The sequence below is a fragment of the Formosa sp. Hel1_33_131 genome (assembly GCF_001735745.1).
GTDB lineage: Bacteria > Bacteroidota > Bacteroidia > Flavobacteriales > Flavobacteriaceae > Hel1-33-131.
This window is the reverse complement of sequence record NZ_CP017260.1, coordinates 2,508,243-2,527,844: the sequence shown is the minus strand read 5'-3', so window position 1 is coordinate 2,527,844 and position 19,602 is coordinate 2,508,243. Positions and strand designations below refer to the sequence as shown.

The following is a 19,602-nucleotide window of genomic DNA, read 5'->3' as shown; positions in this document are numbered from 1 at the left end:
TATGAAGTCAATCGACCGAATTCCAACTTCAAAAATACAACGCGCTGGAAAACTTGTTTCAACGGGTGCCAAGGTAGGCGTTAACTACCTAAAATATTACGGTGAAAAAATCACCAAAACAGAATCAGAAGCCAAAGAAAATCTCAATAAAAACAATGCTGAAGATATTTATTCAGGATTAAAACAACTCAAAGGAAGTGCTTTAAAAGTGGCACAAATGTTGAGCATGGAAAAAAGTATTTTACCACAAGCTTACGTGGATAAATTTTCTTTAGCTCAATTCTCAGTTCCGCCCTTATCCTCTCCATTAGTCATTAAAACATTTAAAAAATATTTTGGGCAACACCCCAACCAAATTTTTGATGAATTCGACTCAGAATCCGTCAATGCGGCGAGTATTGGTCAAGTTCATAAAGCCGAAAAAGATGGCAAACAATTGGCCGTTAAAATACAGTATCCTGGCGTTGCAGACAGTATCAAATCAGACTTGGCGATGGTGAAACCCATTGCCATCAAAATGTTTAATATCAAAGGAAAAGATTCGGACAAGTATTTCCAAGAAGTTGAAGACAAATTGGTGGAAGAAACCAATTACAATCTTGAAATTTCTCAAAGCAAAGAAATTGCGAACGCTTGCCTTCACATCCCTAATTTGTTGTTTCCTGAATATTACGAGGATTACTCCTCAGACCGCATCATCACGATGGATTTTATGAAAGGTGAACATCTTTCTGAATTCACAAAATACAACACGGATAAAGACAAGGCAAACCAACTTGGACAGGCTCTTTGGGACTTTTTTATGTTTCAAATTCACACGCTCAGAAAAGTACATGCAGATCCCCACCCTGGTAATTTTCTAATAAATGAAGATGCACAACTGATTGCTTTGGATTTTGGATGTATGAAGTCCATACCCGATGAGTTTTACATTCCTTACTTTGAATTATCTGACAAAAACATCATTGACAACCCTGCGTTGTTCAAAGAGAAATTATACGAATTAGAAATTTTAACACCCACCGATACCCCCGAGGAACTGGTGTTTTTTACGGATATGTTTCATGAGTTATTAAGTGTGTTTACACTGCCTTTTCACGATCCAATCTTTGATTTTTCCAATCCTGATTTTTTTGATAAAATCGGAGACTTAGCACAACGATACAGCAAAAGCACCGAACTCCGAAAGTTTAACGGCAACCGTGGTTCCAAGCATTTTATATACATCAACCGAACCTTTTTTGGACTGTATAATTTAATGTTTGATTTGAAAGCTTCGGCTGTAAAAATTAACCAATTTAACAACTACTAAATGTTACACTTAAGACGGCAAGATTTTGATGATTTAGACCATGTTTACAGAATAAACATGATGAACAGTTGCTCCGGTTTTAAATCGGCAAACCTCATTGGAACCAAATCAAATGATGGCACACCAAACGTGGCTGTTTTTAGTTCTGTAACCCATTTAGGATCCAATCCTCCATTGCTAGGAATTGTTTTTAGACCCGTGTCTGATGTGCCAAGAAATACGTATGATAACATCAAAGAAACAGGGCAGTTTACAGTGAATCATATCCACTTAGACATTATTGAGCAAGCGCACCATACCTCTGCTAAATACGATAAAAGTATCTCGGAATTTGACATTACAAAACTGGAAGAAGAATACAAAAACGATTGGCATGCGCCCTTTGTAAAAGGCGCACCAATTCAGATGGCACTCACCTATTGTGAGGAATATATCATCAAAACCAATAACACCGTGCAACTCATTGCCGAAATAAAGGATTTGTATATTCAAGATGATATTGTTGAAACCGATGGATTTGTCAATTTAGCAAAAGCTAATATTGTTGCCATAAATGGCTTGGACGGCTATGCCTTGCCCGCTCTTAAACAACGCATCGAGTACCAACGTCCAAAGAAATAAAGCCGTATTCGAATTGAAAAAAACAAATCTCCCTACCAAAGTTTGCGTCCAATGCCAACGTCCATTTACATGGCGAAAGAAATGGGAGAAAAACTGGGAATCCGTCAAATATTGCAGTAAAAAATGCAGCAGTCTACGAAAACAATCGAGCTGAGTTTAATTTGTAAATACACGAATCACTGCGTTGCAACTCCTACAACTTCAAACTAAATTATTTTAAATGAAAACACTTCGTCTTATTCTTGGGGATCAACTAAACGCACAACATTCGTGGTATGCGTCTGTTTCAGAATCAACCGTGTATTGTATGTTTGAAATGCGTCAAGAAACGGATTATGTGAAACACCACATTCAAAAAGTAGTGGGGTTTTTTGCAGCCATGCGCGATTTCTCAAAACAACTGGAGGCACAAGGTCACAAGGTTGTTTATTTAACTTTAGACGACACTACCAACCTTCAGAATCTAGAAGAGAATATCAAAAATATTATCAACTCTCAAGGCATTGAATCCTTTGAATACCAATCGCCAGATGAATACCGGTTAGATACGCAACTGAAATCGATTTGCAGTACGCTTTCAATTCCATCGTCAGAAGTGGATACCGAACATTTTTATACCAAACGTGACGAACTATCTGTTTTTTACGAAGGGAAAAAGCAATTTGTAATGGAACGCTTTTATCGGTATATGCGTAAGAAACATCATATTTTGATGGAGGGCGAACAACCTGAAGGTGGAGAGTGGAATTACGACAAAAGCAATCGTAACAAATGGAAAGGCTCCCCAGAAATACCTCCATTTTTAGACTTTAAAAACCCTGTTAAAGATATATTAGAAACGATTCACACTGCTAGCATTAAAACCATCGGGCGTTTTAATGACACTACCTTTTCATACCCCATAAACAGAAAACAATCCCTAGAACAACTTGATTATTTTAATCAAAATTTATTGGTTCATTTTGGGGATTATCAAGACGCCTTGCACAACGAGGAGGTATATCTATTTCACTCCCGTCTGTCGTTTGCCATGAACCTAAAACTAATCAGTCCCAAAGAAATTGTGGATTCTGTTTTGGTTCATTACCGAGCAAATCACGAAGAAATTTCAATATCTCAAGTAGAAGGGTTTATTAGACAAGTGATCGGATGGCGCGAATATATGCGGGGTATGTACTGGGCACAAATGCCTGAATACAAGACTTTAAATACCCTTGACAATCACCATGCGATTCCAGAATTCTTTTGGACGGGTGACACAAAAATGAATTGCTTGAGCAAAACAATAAATAATTCTTTGGACAACGCTTATGCGCATCACATTCAGCGTTTGATGATTACGGGGAATTATTTATTGTTAACCCAAACCCACCCCGATGAAGTTGACGATTGGTATTTGGGGATTTACATTGATGCTTTGGAGTGGGTACAACTTCCCAACACCCGCGGAATGAGTCAGTTTGCCGATGGAGGCTTGATTGCAACAAAACCCTATGTGTCTTCTGGCAGTTACATCAATAAAATGAGTAATTACTGCAGTGGCTGTCAATACAACGTCAAAGAACGCTTGGGAGAAAATGCCTGCCCTTTTAATAGTTTATACTGGAATTTTCTAGATGATAAACGCCCTCAACTGGCCACAAACTTCCGTATGAAAATGATGTATTCTGTGTTAAATAAGTTCTCAACTGACGAGCTAATTGCCATGAAATTAAGAGCTTCTCAAGTCATAGAAACCCCTGAGAAATTTTAAACATACATAAAAAATGTTAATATTTGTTTAATTGTTATTTTAAATGATTGAACATTGTGTATGTTTGAAACTTAAATGACTCCATTGGTTCTAGATACAACATACTACAACAAGGAACACAAACAAATATTTAATAATTTTGTTGGTAAGCCTTACACTTTTTTTGAATCCATCAAACGTCGTGGCATAGGATCAAAACGCATGATCGTTGATAAAGTGAGTCCTAATTTGAATCTCATTTTAAATACAGTTTCTGATTTAAATTACGCGAATATTGAAATGCGTAAAAAAGGTATTTTAATACACATTACCAAGGGACACAGAAATTTCACATGGGCAATTCCATTCTATCATTTAGTATTTTACAAAACAGATGGAATGAGCATTCATGCACAAGGAAAATTTATTCAATTTAAAAAAACGAAAACTTTTCATGAAAATAAATTTTTTTTTAAGATCTTTATTAAATGAAAAAATAGAATTCGACGAACAATATAAAATGCCTGCATTATGACTTTAGGGGTTATAGAAATAGACCGAATTATTGAGATGGCGTGGGAAGACCGCACCACTTTTGAAGCGATTGAGCACCAGTTTAAACTCACTGAGCAAGAAGTAATCAAGGTAATGCGCACCTATATGAAGCCAAAAAGTTTCCGATTGTGGCGGGCGCGGGTTCAAGGCAGAAAAACAAAACATCAAAAATTACGGTCTTTTGAATCTGGAAGATTTAAATGTACAAGACAACGACAAATAACTCACAATAAAATATCAAAGCGTTAAAACATTATATGAATACTAAAGTTACTACAGAAAACGAAGATTTGTTAAATGGATTTTCAAATCATGAAATTGGAGATGACCACCTCTTTACTGGGTTAGAAACGCCAATGAAGAAAGATGCTTTTAAGCTTTCAGATGGAGATAAGAAGAAGAAAATAGCTGTTTTATTTGAAGAAATCATGGATGTTTTGGGCTTAGACTTAACGGATGATTCTCTTAAAGGAACTCCTGAACGCGTTGCTAAAATGTATATTGATGAAATATTTTCTGGATTAAACCCTAAAAATAAACCAAAAGTAGCGTTATTTGATAATAAATATCAATACAACCAGATGCTGGTAGAAAAAGACATTACATTTTATTCCAATTGCGAACACCACTTTGTGCCTATTATTGGAAAAGCACATATTTCCTATATATCATCTGGAAAGGTAATCGGATTGTCTAAACTCAACCGCATTGTACAGTATTACGCCAAACGACCACAGGTTCAAGAGCGCCTTACCAATCAAATTGCAGAAGAATTAAAAGGCATTTTGGGAACCGAGGATGTAGCAGTCATTATTGACGCAAAACACCTATGTGTGTCTTCCAGAGGAATCAAAGACGATACCTCTGCAACTGTGACCGCTTTTTATGGGGGCACTTTTAATACCTCAGCAAAAATTGCTGAATTACAAAATTATTTAAAACTATAACTATGGATGTTGTAAAACAAGCAGAAGCTTTTGAACTCAAACCACTTACATTTAAAACAACAAGTGAGCGTATCGAAGCATCAAGAGAAGTAAAAGGATTAATATTGGGAGTCAATGAAATTTATAAAACCTCTAAAGATCCAAAATTAATGGATTTAATGAAACGCTTAACCGCGATCAAACAAAAAATTGAAAAACGTTTAAAAGGACGTCCACTAACAGCATGAAAAAAATTATTATTATTGGGGGTAGTAAAGGTATTGGAAAAGCTATTACCGAAAGTTTGCTTAAAGAGCATCAAGTCATCAATATCAGTCGAACGGCTCCGGAGTTCCAACACGCTAACTTATCACATTTTTCCTGCGATGTATTAGCCGATGAATTACCTGAAATTGAAGATGCTGATGGACTGGTGTATTGTCCAGGAAGTATCAATCTCAAGCCATTCAACAGGTTGAGTATCGATGATTTTAGAACCGATTTTGAAATAAACGTAATTGGTGCCGTTAAATGCATTCAAGTCTATACAAAAGCACTTACCAAAAGTGAGGCTGCTTCTATCGTCTTGTTTAGCACGGTCGCTACAAAATTAGGAATGCCATTTCATGCCAGCATCGCCACTGCAAAATCTGCCGTTGAAGGACTGACCAAGTCTGTAGCAGCCGATTTAGCTCCTAAAATTAGAGTCAATGCGATTGCGCCAACGATTACGGATACAGAATTAGCCGCTAAATTTCTTAGAAATGAACGCATGATTGAAAGTACCATTCAGCGTCATCCTTTGAAAAAATACCTAGAGCCTTCAGAAGTTGCTGCCATGGCAGAATACCTTCTTTCAGACGTCTCTAAGTCAATTTCTGGGCAAATTTTTAACCTAGATTGCGGTATCGTCTCTTTAAAATTATAAGCTATGAATTCATTAAAATTAGTGATTTTATCAATCTTGTTTTTCGTTTCAATTCAAACTAATTCACAAATAATAAATAACCAAACTATGTCTTTATATAACATTGAAATTAACAGTCTTGATGGAAGTCCCATCAATCTAAACGACTACAAAGGAAAACACATCCTGTTTGTAAACGTTGCTTCTGAATGTGGTTTTACGGGACAGTATGAAGACCTTCAAAAACTGTACGACACCTATCAAGATAAGCTGATGGTCATCGGAGTTCCTTGCAACCAATTTGGCGGTCAAGAGCCTGGTACTTCAGATCAAATACAATCGTTTTGTTCAAAAAATTACGGCGTAACTTTCTTAATGACTGAAAAAATCGACGTTAAAGGAGATAATCAACACCCACTATATAAGTGGTTAACCAACAAGGATTTAAACAGTGTTAAAAGCACTTCCGTAAAATGGAATTTTCAAAAGTATTTAGTCGATGGTAACGGAGCCTTTGTAGATTATTTCTATTCGATTACAAAACCATTAAGTAGTAAAATAACACGTCAATTAAAATAAGTTATGTTCGGAATTTTCAAAAAAAAGACCCCAGTCGAGAAACTTCAAGATCGTTATAAAAAGTTAATGTCAGAATGGCACGAACTTTCAACAACGAATCGCTCCGCGAGTGACGCGAAGTATTCTGAAGCGCAAGGGTTATTAGATGAAATTGACAAACTAAACAGCTAAATGAAATTTTATAAAGGCTTACTCCTTTTTATTCTCATTAATTTTAGTGCACTTGCAATCGGAACTTGGCTCATGAATGACGGCCCACGAACCGAATGGTACATCAATCTGAATCAAGCACAATGGTCTCCACCCGGCTGGGTTTTTGGAGTGGCTTGGAGCAGTATTATGATTCTGTTTTCAGTGTATATGACTTTTTTAATTCAAGTGAATCGATCCAAAAAAGTTGTACTCCTATTTAGCGCTCAATTCGTGTTGAACATAATTTGGAATTATCTATTTTTCAATCGACACCTTATCAATATAGGCTTACTTAACATCATACTTTTAACGGTATTAATGTTTTATTTCCTGATAGCATTTAAAAATTCCCTTAAGAATAAACGTTTTTATGTACTGCCCTATTGCATCTGGTTGGTACTCGCAACTTCTTTAAACTTATACATCGCATTATATAATTAAGTATGAAAATTTACACTGTCCACAAAAAGCAAAATCTACCTATTAGTGTAGAAAAAGCTTGGGAATTTTTATCGAATCCAGCAAACCTAAAAACCATCACTCCAGCCTATATGAGTTTTGATATTTTATCGGGTGCCGACCGTCCTATGTATCCTGGGCAGATTATCCAATACAGTGTGACGCCTCTTTTGGGGATTAAAACCAAATGGGTGACTGAAATCACACAAGTGAAAGACCAACATTATTTTGTGGACGAACAACGTTACGGCCCTTACGCACTTTGGCATCACAAACACTTTATTAAGGCGATTGATGGCGGCGTAGAAATGGAAGACATCATTGACTATAAAGTCCCATTGGGATGGCTAGGGCAACTCGTGCATCCGTTTATCGTAAAACCTAAATTGGAAGAAATTTTCGCCCACAGACAAAAGAAATTAACCGAATTATTTGGAACGTATTAATGAAAACAACTGTATCACTATTTTGGTTTAGAAGAGATTTAAGACTGCACGACAACCATGGATTGTTTGAAGCCTTAAAACATAACGAGGCTGTATTGCCTATATTTATTTTTGATACCTCTATATTAGATTCATTACCCAAAAATGATGCAAGAGTTGAATTCATCCATGAACAACTTCAAGCAATCAACACAAACCTGCAAGCACACGGAAGTGGGTTGTCTGTTTACCACGGAACTCCTGAAGCGGTTATAGAACAACTGACCACTGAATACGACGTAAGCAGCGTATATTACAATCGAGATTATGAGCCGTATGCCCTTTCAAGGGATCAAAGTATTTCTGACTTACTAGAATCAAAATCCATCGCATTTAATTCGTTTAAAGACCATGTGATATTTGAACAAAATGAAATTACAAAAGACGACGGACTTCCTTATAAAGTCTATACCCCTTTCTCAAAAAAATGGCTGGCCGCTTTTAATACCGATCGTTGCAGCGCATTTCACTCAGAAGAATTATTAAGCAATACTTACCAATCTAGTTCTTTTCCATGGGTGGATTTAAAGTCTATGGGCTTTGAGCCAAACCCTGTTAAAGTCGCGCCTTACAAAGTGGAAAGTGGCATCATTGAAAATTATGAAGCCACACGGAATTTTCCTGCGGTGGATGGGACGTCCAAATTAGGCCCTCATTTACGATTTGGAACGGTAAGTGTTCGAGAGATTGTTTCCAAAGCCATTCAGCATACCAACAATACGTTTTTAAAAGAATTGATTTGGCGTGAATTTTTTATGCAGATTTTATGGCATTTTCCTCATACCGTCACCCAAAGTTTCAAGCCTCAATACGAAGCGATTAAATGGCGTAATGACCCCGAAGAATACAAACAATGGTGTGATGGAAATACCGGCTATCCCCTTGTAGATGCGGGGATGCGTGAACTGAATCAAACAGGATTTATGCACAACCGTGTGCGTATGTTGGTGGGTAGTTTTTTATGCAAACATCTTTTGATCGATTGGCGCTTGGGAGAAGCTTATTTTGCGGAAAAGCTCCATGATTTTGAACTTTCAAGTAATGTGAGTAATTGGCAATGGGTTGCTGGCTGTGGCGTAGATGCGGCACCGTATTTTAGAATTTTCAATCCTACGACACAAGTTACCAATTTTGACAAAGAGCATAAATACATTAAAAAATGGGTGCCTGAATATCAAGAGTTAACCTATCCTACGCCGATGGTTGATCATAAATTTGCGAGAGAGCGTTGTCTTTCGACCTATAAAGAAGCCTTGGGTAAGAACTAAAGTTTCTTTACGTATTGAGTGATAATCACAATATGCTTGCCATCGACCTTTCCTTCAATATAGGTTTCATTTTCGTGGTCCAAAGAGATCCGTCTGACGGCGGTTCCTTGTTTGGCAATCATACTTGACCCTTTGACTTTTAAATCTTTTATAAGAACGACACTATCGCCTGCTTCAAGGATGACGCCATTCACATCTCTATGAATAAGTTTAGTACCTTCTTCCACGCCATCGCCGAGTGCCTTTGCCCACTCCAACGGTTCTTCATCCAAATACATCATATCTAATAAATCCTGAGACCAACCCGAAGAAAGCACACGGTTGAGCATACGCCAGGCAACAACTTGAACGGGAAGAAATTCACTCCACATACTGTCATTAAGACACCGCCAATGGTTTGGATTCATTAAATCAGAATCTTCGATTTGTGAGGTACAGGTTTCACAGGCGTAGATACTATCCGTAAGATCTACTTTTTTGGAAGGCTGAACGGTATAAACGTTTAGGTTTTCAGTGGCTTTACAAAGTTCGCAACTGTGTTTGCTGCGTTCTTGAAGGTCTTTTTCTAAGTTCATATCTATTTAATAATCATTCGCTTTAGTAAAACTAATTTTGTCTGCTCGAATTATAACTCGACACGTTCAATCTTTGCGCCAATGGCACGTAAGCGATCGTCTATATTTTCATACCCTCGGTCAATCTGTTCAATATTGTGAATCGTAGAAGTCCCTTTAGCAGAAAGTGCCGCAATTAATAAGGAAACCCCCGCTCTAATATCTGGAGAGGTCATGGTCGTAGCTTTTAGGCTTGATTTAAAATCATGTCCAATCACAGACGCACGGTGTGGATCACAAAGAATGATTTTTGCACCCATGTCAATTAATTTATCGACAAAGAACAAACGGCTTTCAAACATCTTTTGATGAATCAGCACGCTTCCTCTGGCTTGTGTAGCCACCACCAGAATAATACTTAATAAATCTGGAGTAAACCCAGGCCATGGCGCATCCGAAATGGTGAGTATAGAGCCATCAATATAATTTTGAATTTCATAGCCATCTATATGCTTAGGAATAAAGATATCATCCCCTTTTCTTTCGATGGTAATTCCCAACTTTCGAAACACATTTGGAATCACTCCCAAATCATCCCAACTTACATTCTTAATTGTTAATTCGCTTTTGGTCATCGCAGCCAATCCAATCCAACTCCCAATTTCAATCATATCTGGCAACATGGTATGCTCTGTACCGCCTAAGGTTTTTACACCTTCAATGGTTAGCATATTTGAACCAATGCCCGAAATCTTTGCGCCCATTCTATTGAGCATTTTACAGAGTTGCTGTAAATACGGCTCACAAGCCGCATTATAGATTGTTGTTGTTCCTGTGGCCAAGACAGCCGCCATCACAATATTTGCCGTTCCTGTCACTGACGCTTCATCCAACAACATATAGGTTCCTTTCAACTCTTTCGCTTCTACTCCGTAAAAATGGTCTTCGCGGTTGTATCTAAAATTAGCCCCTAATTTGATGAATCCCTCAAAGTGCGTATCTAAACGTCTGCGACCAATTTTATCGCCTCCAGGCTTTGGAATGTATCCTTTTCCAAATCGGGCTAAAAGTGGCCCAACAATCATAATCGATCCTCGAAGTCCACGACCGTCTTCCTTAAAAGCTTCAGTTTCTAAATACTCTAAATTGATCTCATCCGCCTGAAAAGAATAACTGCCTTTGGCTAATTTTTCGACTTTAACGCCCAACTTTCCTAATAAATCAATAAGCTTGTTGACATCAATAATATCTGGAATATTGTGAATCGTAATTTTTTCTGGTGATAATATAACAGCACACAAAATCTGAAGGGCTTCGTTTTTTGCGCCTTGTGGCTGAATCGCCCCTTTTAGTTGGTGTCCGCCTTCAATTTTAAAAGTTTTCAATGTTGAGTAATTTAAATGAGTAGTGCGTTTACTGAAATCCTAATCTATCTGGATATTAGTAACGTTTTCGATTTTTTTGGTAGTTGTTCTTTTTGGAAGATTTTTTTGGAGCCGCAAATTTACGTTGTACTTTTAATAAACTTGAGACTTCACTCAAAGCTTCGGTACTCTTACGTAAATCAATTTTTCCGCCAGATAACTCGAACAGATGTCCGAAAATAACGACATCTTCAACGGTGTCTTTATTCCAATTCAGAAATGATTTTTTCATGTGGTTCGCAATGGTATATTCCAATCCATCTTTCATTTCTCCAGCTTCCCATGTATTGGCCACATCAATCATTGTTTTGATGTTGTTTCCATAAAAACGATATTTCGGAAAGTTCTGTGGATACTTTAATGGCTCAGGACGAAGGCTTAACATTTCCTCTGTTGGTTTATCAAAAGGAGATTCTGCGTCCAATTTTAAATCCGACATGATAAATAATTGATCCCAAAGCTTGTGTTGAAAATCAGGCACATCACGTAAATGTGGCTGCATATTTCCCATCACAGAAATAATCGCTTTCGCCAAGCGATTGCGTTCTTCTTTAGATTCTTGAGCCACGGCATGGTTGATCATTTTCTGTAAATGTCTTCCATATTCAGGGATGATTAAGTGTTCTCGTTCTGTATTATATTCTAGTTGATCTGTTAACGCTGTCATGTATGCGATCTTTGGTTTTTAAAATTTAAGTGTTTGCAAAATACAAAAAAATAATGTGAGTCTAAGGGTATTTTAAAAGATGCTTAAAAGTCCTATTTTTAGAGCGAAATAACCCCTTCTACTTGTCTTCCAACTTCTTTATATTTTTCTATAACGCTATCAGGGTTCTTCATAACCACATTGATAGAAATACTGGTGTAATTTCCTTTCTTAGAAGGAATGGTTTTAATAACCGCTCCCATATTATCAAAAATACATTCAACGGTATTGATTTTGACAGGATCTGTTTTAATGATGAATTTATATAAATACTCAGAGGGCCATCCAGAAGTATCCTGCAGCTTTTCTTTTAAATTGTTGTAAAATTCTTCTGGGTTTACAGATTTTTCCATTGTTTAATGCTAAGTGTACAAATATACATTATATCTGATTTTTTATTTCCCTTTTAAATCACGAATTTTACAGGAATTAAACAAAACGACTTGAATACTCAAAAAATTGCTCTTATTGGAGGGCCTGGCACTGGCAAAACAACCTTAATCAACGCACTTAAAACGAAAGGCTATAATTGTATGGAAGAAATTTCTAGACAAATTACCCTTGATGCGCAAGAAAAAGGCATTGAACAGTTGTTTTTGGAAGATCCCTTATTGTTTAGTGAGCATCTTTTATTAGGCCGTCAAAAACAATTTTTAAAAGCCGATACTCTTAATAAAGAAATTGTATTTTTTGATCGTGGACTTCCAGATGTCGTTGCCTATTTAGATTATTTGAAAAGTAGCTATCCAGATTCTTTTAAAACAATTTGCAGTCAACACAACTACAACAAAGTGTTCATTTTAAAACCTTGGAAAGCGATTTACCAACAAGACAACGAACGCTACGAAACGTTTGAACAAGCGTTGATCCTGCATGATTTTCTGGTTAAAACCTATACAGACTATGGGTATGCTATTATTGACACCCCTTTTGGAACGGTTGAGGAACGCATTGACTTTATATTAAATCATTTAAACGAAAGTGAATGAAGCATCCAATTGAAATATTGGAACACTATTGGAAATTTTCTGAGTTTAAACCACAACAAGAAGCAATTATTGAAGCGGTTTTAGCAAATGAAGATTGCATCGCACTTTTGCCAACAGGAGGTGGGAAATCGATTTGTTTTCAAATTCCAGCCTTGATCAAAGACGGCATTTGTATTGTGGTTTCTCCACTCATTGCATTGATGCAAGATCAAGTAAATAACCTAAAAGAAAAAGGCATCAAAGCAATGGCACTCACTAGCGGTTATACTTATGACGACATCGATCGGATGTTGGATAACTGCATTTATGGAAATTATAAATTTCTCTACCTCTCTCCGGAACGTCTTCAACAAGATTTAGTGCAAGAACGCATCAAGCAAATGAATGTCAATGTCATTGCGGTGGACGAGGCGCATTGCATCAGTCAGTGGGGACATGATTTTAGACCGGCCTATCGAGATATCAAAACGCTCAGAACACTTCATCCCTCTGTAAACGTGATTGGATTAACTGCCTCGGCAACTGCCAAGGTGGTAGAGGACATTAGCACACAATTGGACTGCATTGCACCACAAATTTTTAAGACCTCCTTTCAACGCCCGAATTTGGCGTATTTGACCTTGGACTGTGAAGATAAATATTTCAAAACGGTACAAATTTTAAAAAAATATGCGGGTACCTCCATCATATATGTACGCAACAGAAAAGCAACCCTTGAAATTTCAGGGTATTTGAATAAGATCGGAATTACAAGTGGATACTATCACGGTGGATTAAGTCCGAAGGAAAAAGACACTCAATTTGAGCGTTGGACGGCGAATGAGAATCAAGTGATGGTTGCCACCAATGCCTTTGGAATGGGCATTGACAAAGCCAACGTACAAACTGTGATTCATCATAACTTACCCGAAAGCTTGGAAAGCTATTATCAAGAAGCTGGACGTGCAGGGCGCAATAATGAAAACGCCTATGCAGTCATCCTTCGGAATACATCCGATGAAAAAAACTCTAAAAGTCAATATATCAATGGCCTGCCTGATATTGCGTTTTTAAAAAATGTATATAAACGACTTTGTAATTATTTTCAAATTTCTTATGGAGAAGGCGTGGACACGGTTCATAATTTTAACTTTAAATTATTTTGCAGCACCTATAGCCTTCCTTCTATCCTGACGTATAATGCGCTTAAAATTTTAGACCGAACCAGTATCATATCATTAGAAGAACGGTTTAAAAACACGGCCTTCCTACAAATCATTATTGGAAATACTGCTTTGTTCAACTACATCGAAAAGCATCCAAAACAAGCCCTGATCATAAAAGTTGTCTTAAGAAGTCACGAAGGGGTGTTTGACCATTCTACAGAAATTTTCACGCAGACCATCGCGAAGAAAATAAACCTCTCAGAGGACGAAGTAATCTCGCATTTAACTGCTTTGAATAAGGCTGAAATTGTGCAGTTTGAATCCTCAAAAACAGATGCACAAATCACCTTTATTGAACCCCGAGAAGATGATAAAACAATTCATAGAATTTCTAAGATCGTCTCACAACAACAGGATTTAAAAAAAGCACAACTGCAATCGGTGTTTGATTATATCAAAAATGATGGCATTTGTAAAAGTCAAAAATTGCTGTCTTACTTTGAAGAAATAGACTCAAAACAATGTGGGATTTGTTCGAGTTGCTTAGAACGTTCAAAAAAAAGTGTAATTTCAGAAAGTGATTCAAAAACAATCTTAACTTTACTCAAAACAGACGCCCTCTCTTCTAGAAAACTAGAAGCTCTAAGCACTTTTAATAGCGAAAAATTAACCACTATACTCACCAACCTCTTAGAAAAAGAGTTGATTGAACTAACAGAACGAAACACATACAAACTGAAAACGTCATGAAAAAAGAAGATATTCGTATTGTATTTATGGGCACACCCGAATTTGCGGTGACTATATTAGACGGACTTTTACAACACCATTACACGATTGCAGGGGTCATCACTGCGCCCGATCGCCCAGCAGGTCGCGGTCAAAAAATTCATGAATCCGCCGTAAAGGTATTTTCTAAATCTAAAGGCTTGACGGTTTTACAACCCACCAATTTAAAAGACGACTCATTTTTGAGTGATTTAAAAGCTTTGAATGCCAACCTTCAAATTGTGGTGGCTTTCAGAATGCTGCCCAAAGCTGTGTGGCAGATGCCGGCTTTAGGAACCTTCAATTTACATGCGTCTCTACTCCCTGATTACCGAGGTGCTGCCCCTATAAATTGGGCAATTATCAACGGTGAAAAAGAAACGGGTGTGACCACTTTTTTTATTGATGAAAAAATTGATACGGGGGCCGTGATTTTACAATCCAAAATTGATATAAACCCCACAGAAAATGCAGGAGAATTGCATGACAAACTAATGCACTTAGGGAGTGATGTGGTGTTGGAAACGATCCAAACAATCGAAAAGGGCAGCCTAGAAACAACGATACAACCACTTAAAGAAACCAAAACAGCTTATAAACTGAATAAAGACAATTGTAAAGTTGATTGGAATTCGACATTAGACAGCATATACAATCAGGTGCGCGGACTCCATCCCTATCCTGCGGCTTGGGGACTTTTATCCAATGGCGAAGAACTTTTAAACATCAAATTGTATGAGGTTCTAAAACATTCTGAACCCCATGCGTTTGAAGCTGGACAGCTTATTATTTCAAAAAAAGACATTAAAGTCGCCGTAAAAGGAGGGTTTATTGAACTCATCAATTTTAAATTCCCCGGAAAACGACAAATGGATGCGGTATCCTTTTTAAATGGATTTACCTTTCATGAAAATGCACGAATGCTATAAAACCAACCACAAAACAATGAAAAAAAACGATCTTATAGAACACATGGCAGTACGTGCTGGAATTTCAAAAGCATCCGCTCAAAAAGCCTTAGAAGCTTTCATGGAGGCAACCGCTGAATCGCTTCAAAAGGGCAACAAAGTTTCATTGGCGGGATTTGGTACTTGGTCTGTTTATGAACGCTCGGCACGCATGGGGCGAAATCCTAAAACTAATGAACCCTTAGCGATTCCTACAAAAAATGTAATAAAATTTAAGGCGAGTTCTCAATTGACAAATTCCTTAAACTAAAACAACTTTCTATCTGTTTTTAGCCTTGTTTCATCATTATAGACCTCTTCTCTAAAAACATTAAATAAAGTTTTTTTAATATATTGATTGTATTTGAATTGTTGCGTTTAAAATAAAATTGCTATATTTAGTTGTTAATTAGAGCTAAAGATGTCAAATATCCATTTGAAAAAAGGTCATTTATTAATTGCAGAACCCTCTATTATTGGTGATCTGTCATTCAATAGGTCTATTATTATTATCGCAGACCATAATACCGAAGGCTCTATTGGATTTATTCTAAATAAGCCGCTGAGTTTCACGCTTCAAGACTTGATTCCTGAAATAGAAATTCCGTTCAAAGTTTACAATGGTGGCCCAGTTGAACAAGACAATCTTTATTACATCCATAAAATTCCAACGCTTATTCCGGACAGTATTGAAATTTCACAAGGATTGTACTGGGGTGGAAATTTTGAAAAAGTCACCGAATTGATTCAACAGAACAAATTAGATTCTAATGACATTCGATTTTTTCTTGGCTATTCGGGATGGGAAACCAATCAATTGACCTCTGAATTATTAGCACACACATGGATACTATCTGAAAACAAACACCCTAAAACAATTATTGAAAAGGTAAATACGAGTTTTTGGAAAGAGAAAATGCTGGAACTCGGTGGCGATTATAGCATCTGGTCCAATGCACCCGAAAACCCCTCGTATAACTAAGACAGTCTTACGGTCATGTTTAGCTTCGCTAAAATACTTTGACTCACTGCTGTGGTAAAATTCTTTTTTCTAAACGCTGTAATTGGCTGAATCCCTTGGATCACATTGGTCACAAACAACTCGTCTGCTTTTTGCAATTCAAATGGAGATATAGAGGCTTCAACACATTCAAAATCAGGAATTTTTTTGATAATTTCTAAAACTTGCTTTCGCATGATGCCTTTCAAACAGCCATCTTCTAAAGGCGGTGTTTTAATAACATTGTCTTTTACTAAAAATAGATTCCCATTGAGGGCTTCCACAATACTTTTATTGGTGTTCAGCAGTAAGCAATTATCATATTGATTCTCTTTTGCATACACACTCCCTAAAACATTCAATACCTTATTATTGGTTTTTAGGGTAGATAAAAGCCCTGGTGCGACATAAAAATCCTTGAACAACTCTACTCTATAATCCGAAGTGTTTAGCAAGTATAAATCCGCCTCTAACGATTCTGCCGTTATAAAATAGGAAACGTCGTTGGTATGAGGGGTGTAAAATCCACCTTGGTTTCTAAAAACCGTGAATTTAACTCTAAAAGAATTTGAATTTGAATTGTAATGCGTTAACAATTCTAGAATTTGAGATTCTAAAGATTCTGGGGTAAATGCCATCGGAATTTCCATTCTAAGAATTCGCATGGAGGCCATCAATCGAAAGTAATGATCTTCCCAAAACAGGATTTTTCCATTTAAGGTTTTAATCGTTTCAAAAAGGGCATCTCCATATGCCAATCCTCGATTGAATACCGAAAGTTTTGCTTGCTGCTCCGAAAGTAATTCGCCGTTACTATTTATCATAAAAAAAGTCCTGATTTAATCAGGACAAATATAGTTTAAAAATAAAAAAATGTCTAGGAAGAACCTAAGATTTGCTTCAAATCCGATATTTGGTTGTCCCAAAGCATCTTTGTTTCTTCTACTTCGTCGTCTTCGGCAAAATCGGTGACCATTAACGACACATCTTTTGTGATTCCATCAACTTGAATTCTGATTTCAAAATAAGACTGATCTTCATTGCCGTCGAGCCATTTGAATTTGGCACGCTCGCCATTTTTTTTCGTTAACAATTTGGCTTCTTCTTCTGAATCATCCCATATAAAGGTAAACAATTCACCTCTTGAGTTCACATTGTCTGCAAACCATTCTGACAATCCAGAAGGCGTTGAGATGTATTGATACAACAATTGAGGGGACGCTTGTATTGGGTATTCTAACTCGAATTTAATTTTATTACTCATTGGGTGATTTGAAATTTAAAAAAATCCAATATATACAATAATTGGTTAGTTCTGTTAGGAATTTTAATTTTTTTTTAAAGGGGTATTTATTTGTGAGGCGATATATTGTTTTTATATTTGCAGCCATCTAAATTATGGCGAGGTAGCTCAGCTGGTTAGAGCGTCGGATTCATAACCCGGAGGTCGCGGGATCGTGCCCCGCTCTCGCTACTAGATAATCAAAGGACTTTCAAGAAATTGAGAGTCTTTTTTTTATGGCTAAAAACAAGTTTTCTTTTGTGCTGTTTATTCTGAAGTTTCACTGATGATCAGAGATTTCAGTAACAACAAAAACATCATCGATAAAGTGACCTATAGCCTAGTATTTTCGGGTGATTCGAAAATAATAAATTCCATCTGATTTTGGTTGTCTCAATTTAAAATCGACCATTTTGAATTGGTCTTTAGATAAATATGATTTTGCTTTAAAGTACGATGTTTCGAGTTGTCTTTTCTTTAAATAATCAATGGCTTTCTGTCTTTCTCTTACTTTCATCCCTAAAAATCATGCAAATCTTTTTTTCCCTTTTTCTTGGATTCTTCAATCAACTTTTGAGAGGCTGCTGGCAAGTCTTCTAGATCAATTTGATGTAATAACACAACTCCTTTGGAAGCGTAGTACTCCTCAATGAGATCTTCAAATGTTCAAAATACAGAACGGGATAAAGCGTTGCCTTCTTTTATGGTAATTGTGGTCATTTTTTTTATTATTTACAGTCCAAATATACGGAAAAGAGGTTTTTTGGGCAAATTTTTGTTTTACTGATGGTCGAAGATTTCAAAAACAAATAAAGTTTGTTCTTTTTTGATAGCAAAGGCACGGTATTTTTTATAAATTCTAAACTGGTAAATACCTTTTGATTTCGGTTTCCGCAGTTTTAATTGAACCTTATAATATTGGTCATCACGAATATAATCACAAGCTTTTTTGTATTGCTTGGTTAATTGAAATTTTTGTAAATCTTTTCGAGCATTTTCATTATCAAACACGAGCATTATAATGCCGGTTTAAAAGTTGAGTTTGGCGATGAAATTTCTTTCTTGGCTTTTGCTGCTTTCTTGATAGTTTTTTCTGACAAAGGTATTTCTTCTTGAAAATGATCAACAGCCCATTCTAGAAAATCTTTGATTGTTCCAAACTCAGTTTTTGGTAATTTTTGTCCGTCTTTGATAGTAATTGTCGTCATTTTTTTTATTATTAACAGTTAAATATATGGAAAAGAGGGTTTTTGTGCAAATTTTTGTTTGGGTGGGGGAATATCTCTTGAAGTTTTACTGATGGTCGGATATTTCAGTGACCAAAAAACCGTTTTCTTTGTAAAAACCACGAGCACGATATTTATCGTTTATCCTAAATTGGTATTCTTTATTTTTCTTAGGTTGTAATAGTTTTAGCTTAACCATTCGAGTATGTCCTTGCTCAAAGTATTGTTTGGCTTTGAGATACGGTTTAATGAGTTCTCTCTTTTTTAAATAGGCAACTGCTGTGTCAGTTTCATAAACTTTCATCAGTCAGGTAGTTGAAAGCTGATAATGGTTTCTCTTTTAGATTTTCGGGTATGGTAGAAGATTCTTTAGTTTGCTTAAACTGAAGCGCCATAAAATTCAATATATTTCGCAGTTCTTCCCAATTGCTAAATGTTTTTTGGGGAAGATCTTTGCCGTTTTCAATCGTAATTGTGGTCATTTTTTTAATGTTTATAATCCAAATATAAGAAAAGGAGGTGTTT

The 19,602-nt window shown here is 36.5% G+C and carries 30 protein-coding genes and 1 tRNA gene; 20 read left to right on the top strand and 11 right to left on the bottom strand.

Annotation, left to right across the window (positions count from 1 at the left end; all coding sequences use genetic code 11):
• Position 1: 1 nt before the first annotated feature.
• The 14 genes from FORMB_RS11725 to FORMB_RS11670 all read left to right on the top strand — a co-directional run bounded on the left by FORMB_RS11725 (position 2) and on the right by FORMB_RS11670 (position 9,036).
• Positions 2 to 1,312, top strand: coding sequence for an ABC1 kinase family protein (locus FORMB_RS11725; RefSeq protein ID WP_069677639.1), 1,311 nt, complete (start codon positions 2 to 4; stop codon positions 1,310 to 1,312).
• Positions 1,313 to 1,933, top strand: coding sequence for a flavin reductase family protein (locus tag FORMB_RS11720; protein ID WP_069677638.1), 621 nt, complete (start codon positions 1,313 to 1,315; stop codon positions 1,931 to 1,933).
• Positions 1,934 to 1,946: 13 nt separating this feature from the next.
• Entirely contained in the window at positions 1,947 to 2,087 is a 141-nt protein-coding gene (locus FORMB_RS12890) for a DUF2256 domain-containing protein (protein WP_197493475.1), read from the top strand.
• 66 nt (positions 2,088 to 2,153) lie between these two features.
• Positions 2,154 to 3,686, top strand: coding sequence for a cryptochrome/photolyase family protein (locus FORMB_RS11715; protein ID WP_069677637.1), 1,533 nt, complete (start codon positions 2,154 to 2,156; stop codon positions 3,684 to 3,686).
• An 84-nt stretch (positions 3,687 to 3,770) separates the two neighbouring features.
• A complete protein-coding gene (locus tag FORMB_RS11710) occupies positions 3,771 to 4,157 on the top strand; it encodes a hypothetical protein (RefSeq protein WP_231925546.1) in 387 nt (128 codons plus the stop codon).
• A 39-nt stretch (positions 4,158 to 4,196) separates the two neighbouring features.
• Positions 4,197 to 4,469, top strand: a complete 273-nt coding sequence (locus FORMB_RS11705) for a TIGR03643 family protein (RefSeq protein WP_069677636.1) — start codon at positions 4,197 to 4,199, stop codon at positions 4,467 to 4,469.
• A gap of 8 nt (positions 4,470 to 4,477) precedes the next feature.
• Positions 4,478 to 5,167 carry a GTP cyclohydrolase I FolE gene (folE, locus tag FORMB_RS11700; protein WP_069677635.1) on the top strand — a complete coding sequence of 230 codons (690 nt, stop codon included), beginning with the start codon at positions 4,478 to 4,480 and terminating at the stop codon, positions 5,165 to 5,167.
• A gap of 2 nt (positions 5,168 to 5,169) precedes the next feature.
• Positions 5,170 to 5,394, top strand: coding sequence for a hypothetical protein (locus FORMB_RS11695; RefSeq protein WP_069677634.1), 225 nt, complete (start codon positions 5,170 to 5,172; stop codon positions 5,392 to 5,394).
• On the top strand, positions 5,391 to 6,074 hold the full coding sequence (locus FORMB_RS11690) for an SDR family NAD(P)-dependent oxidoreductase (protein ID WP_069677633.1): 684 nt from the start codon (positions 5,391 to 5,393) through the stop codon (positions 6,072 to 6,074). Before FORMB_RS11695 ends, FORMB_RS11690 begins: the two co-directional genes overlap by 4 nt.
• An 87-nt stretch (positions 6,075 to 6,161) precedes the next feature.
• On the top strand, positions 6,162 to 6,632 hold the full coding sequence (locus tag FORMB_RS11685) for a glutathione peroxidase (RefSeq protein WP_231925545.1): 471 nt from the start codon (positions 6,162 to 6,164) through the stop codon (positions 6,630 to 6,632).
• 3 nt (positions 6,633 to 6,635) lie between these two features.
• Positions 6,636 to 6,803 (top strand): Lacal_2735 family protein, encoded by a 168-nt coding sequence (locus tag FORMB_RS13070; RefSeq protein ID WP_157498174.1) that lies wholly within the window; start codon positions 6,636 to 6,638, stop codon positions 6,801 to 6,803.
• Complete coding sequence (locus FORMB_RS11680; protein ID WP_069677631.1) at positions 6,804 to 7,265, top strand: TspO/MBR family protein; 462 nt, start codon at positions 6,804 to 6,806, stop codon at positions 7,263 to 7,265.
• 2 nt (positions 7,266 to 7,267) lie between these two features.
• Entirely contained in the window at positions 7,268 to 7,729 is a 462-nt protein-coding gene (locus tag FORMB_RS11675; RefSeq protein ID WP_069677630.1) for an SRPBCC family protein, read from the top strand.
• Positions 7,729 to 9,036, top strand: coding sequence for a cryptochrome/photolyase family protein (locus tag FORMB_RS11670; protein ID WP_069677629.1), 1,308 nt, complete (start codon positions 7,729 to 7,731; stop codon positions 9,034 to 9,036). Before FORMB_RS11675 ends, FORMB_RS11670 begins: the two co-directional genes overlap by 1 nt.
• Here FORMB_RS11670 and FORMB_RS11665 read toward each other — a convergent pair.
• The 4 genes from FORMB_RS11665 to FORMB_RS11650 all read right to left on the bottom strand — a co-directional run bounded on the left by FORMB_RS11665 (position 9,033) and on the right by FORMB_RS11650 (position 12,073).
• Positions 9,033 to 9,611, bottom strand: coding sequence for a PhnA domain-containing protein (locus tag FORMB_RS11665; RefSeq protein ID WP_069677628.1), 579 nt, complete (start codon positions 9,609 to 9,611; stop codon positions 9,033 to 9,035). The genes FORMB_RS11670 and FORMB_RS11665 overlap by 4 nt on opposite strands.
• 50 nt (positions 9,612 to 9,661) lie before the next feature.
• Positions 9,662 to 10,975, bottom strand: a complete 1,314-nt coding sequence (gene murA / locus FORMB_RS11660; RefSeq protein ID WP_069677627.1) for a UDP-N-acetylglucosamine 1-carboxyvinyltransferase — start codon at positions 10,973 to 10,975, stop codon at positions 9,662 to 9,664.
• A gap of 55 nt (positions 10,976 to 11,030) precedes the next feature.
• Positions 11,031 to 11,681 carry a DUF4290 domain-containing protein gene (locus FORMB_RS11655; protein ID WP_069677626.1) on the bottom strand — a complete coding sequence of 217 codons (651 nt, stop codon included), beginning with the start codon at positions 11,679 to 11,681 and terminating at the stop codon, positions 11,031 to 11,033.
• 98 nt (positions 11,682 to 11,779) lie between these two features.
• The gene (locus FORMB_RS11650) at positions 11,780 to 12,073 is read right to left on the bottom strand and encodes a DUF493 family protein (protein WP_069677625.1); all 294 of its coding nucleotides are present in this window, start codon (positions 12,071 to 12,073) and stop codon (positions 11,780 to 11,782) included.
• A 90-nt stretch (positions 12,074 to 12,163) separates the two neighbouring features.
• Here FORMB_RS11650 and FORMB_RS11645 point away from each other — a divergent pair, with 90 nt between their 5' ends.
• The 5 genes from FORMB_RS11645 to FORMB_RS11625 all read left to right on the top strand — a co-directional run bounded on the left by FORMB_RS11645 (position 12,164) and on the right by FORMB_RS11625 (position 16,551).
• Positions 12,164 to 12,709: an AAA family ATPase gene (locus tag FORMB_RS11645; RefSeq protein WP_069677624.1), complete on the top strand. Its 546-nt coding sequence runs from the start codon at positions 12,164 to 12,166 to the stop codon at positions 12,707 to 12,709.
• Positions 12,706 to 14,604: a RecQ family ATP-dependent DNA helicase gene (locus FORMB_RS11640; RefSeq protein WP_069677623.1), complete on the top strand. Its 1,899-nt coding sequence runs from the start codon at positions 12,706 to 12,708 to the stop codon at positions 14,602 to 14,604. Before FORMB_RS11645 ends, FORMB_RS11640 begins: the two co-directional genes overlap by 4 nt.
• Positions 14,601 to 15,551, top strand: a complete 951-nt coding sequence (fmt, locus tag FORMB_RS11635) for a methionyl-tRNA formyltransferase (protein ID WP_069677622.1) — start codon at positions 14,601 to 14,603, stop codon at positions 15,549 to 15,551. Before FORMB_RS11640 ends, fmt begins: the two co-directional genes overlap by 4 nt.
• A gap of 16 nt (positions 15,552 to 15,567) precedes the next feature.
• Positions 15,568 to 15,840: an HU family DNA-binding protein gene (locus tag FORMB_RS11630; RefSeq protein WP_069677970.1), complete on the top strand. Its 273-nt coding sequence runs from the start codon at positions 15,568 to 15,570 to the stop codon at positions 15,838 to 15,840.
• Between the two features lie 150 nt (positions 15,841 to 15,990).
• Entirely contained in the window at positions 15,991 to 16,551 is a 561-nt protein-coding gene (locus FORMB_RS11625; RefSeq protein ID WP_069677621.1) for a YqgE/AlgH family protein, read from the top strand.
• Here the strand turns inward: FORMB_RS11625 and FORMB_RS11620 are convergent.
• Together FORMB_RS11620 and FORMB_RS11615 are read right to left on the bottom strand one after the other, a co-directional pair.
• Positions 16,548 to 17,393: an aminotransferase class IV gene (locus FORMB_RS11620; RefSeq protein ID WP_069677620.1), complete on the bottom strand. Its 846-nt coding sequence runs from the start codon at positions 17,391 to 17,393 to the stop codon at positions 16,548 to 16,550. The genes FORMB_RS11625 and FORMB_RS11620 overlap by 4 nt on opposite strands.
• A gap of 53 nt (positions 17,394 to 17,446) precedes the next feature.
• Positions 17,447 to 17,833 (bottom strand): START-like domain-containing protein, encoded by a 387-nt coding sequence (locus FORMB_RS11615; protein WP_069677619.1) that lies wholly within the window; start codon positions 17,831 to 17,833, stop codon positions 17,447 to 17,449.
• 136 nt (positions 17,834 to 17,969) lie between these two features.
• Between FORMB_RS11615 and FORMB_RS11610 the strand changes: the two genes are divergently transcribed.
• Positions 17,970 to 18,043 (top strand) — tRNA-Met (locus tag FORMB_RS11610).
• A 148-nt stretch (positions 18,044 to 18,191) separates the two neighbouring features.
• On the opposite strand, the gene FORMB_RS13065 is transcribed toward FORMB_RS11610, so the two are convergent.
• The 5 genes from FORMB_RS13065 to FORMB_RS11590 form a co-directional block, all read right to left on the bottom strand.
• Complete coding sequence (locus tag FORMB_RS13065) at positions 18,192 to 18,368, bottom strand: hypothetical protein (RefSeq protein WP_157498172.1); 177 nt, start codon at positions 18,366 to 18,368, stop codon at positions 18,192 to 18,194.
• 263 nt (positions 18,369 to 18,631) lie between these two features.
• Positions 18,632 to 18,868: a hypothetical protein gene (locus FORMB_RS11605; protein WP_069677618.1), complete on the bottom strand. Its 237-nt coding sequence runs from the start codon at positions 18,866 to 18,868 to the stop codon at positions 18,632 to 18,634.
• Positions 18,868 to 19,059 (bottom strand): hypothetical protein, encoded by a 192-nt coding sequence (locus FORMB_RS11600; protein ID WP_069677617.1) that lies wholly within the window; start codon positions 19,057 to 19,059, stop codon positions 18,868 to 18,870. The genes FORMB_RS11605 and FORMB_RS11600 overlap by 1 nt, the downstream gene beginning before the upstream one ends.
• A gap of 85 nt (positions 19,060 to 19,144) precedes the next feature.
• A complete protein-coding gene (locus FORMB_RS11595) occupies positions 19,145 to 19,381 on the bottom strand; it encodes a hypothetical protein (protein WP_069677616.1) in 237 nt (78 codons plus the stop codon).
• Positions 19,368 to 19,559 carry a hypothetical protein gene (locus FORMB_RS11590; protein ID WP_069677615.1) on the bottom strand — a complete coding sequence of 64 codons (192 nt, stop codon included), beginning with the start codon at positions 19,557 to 19,559 and terminating at the stop codon, positions 19,368 to 19,370. Before FORMB_RS11590 ends, FORMB_RS11595 begins: the two co-directional genes overlap by 14 nt.
• Between the last annotated feature and the right edge of the window lie 43 nt (positions 19,560 to 19,602).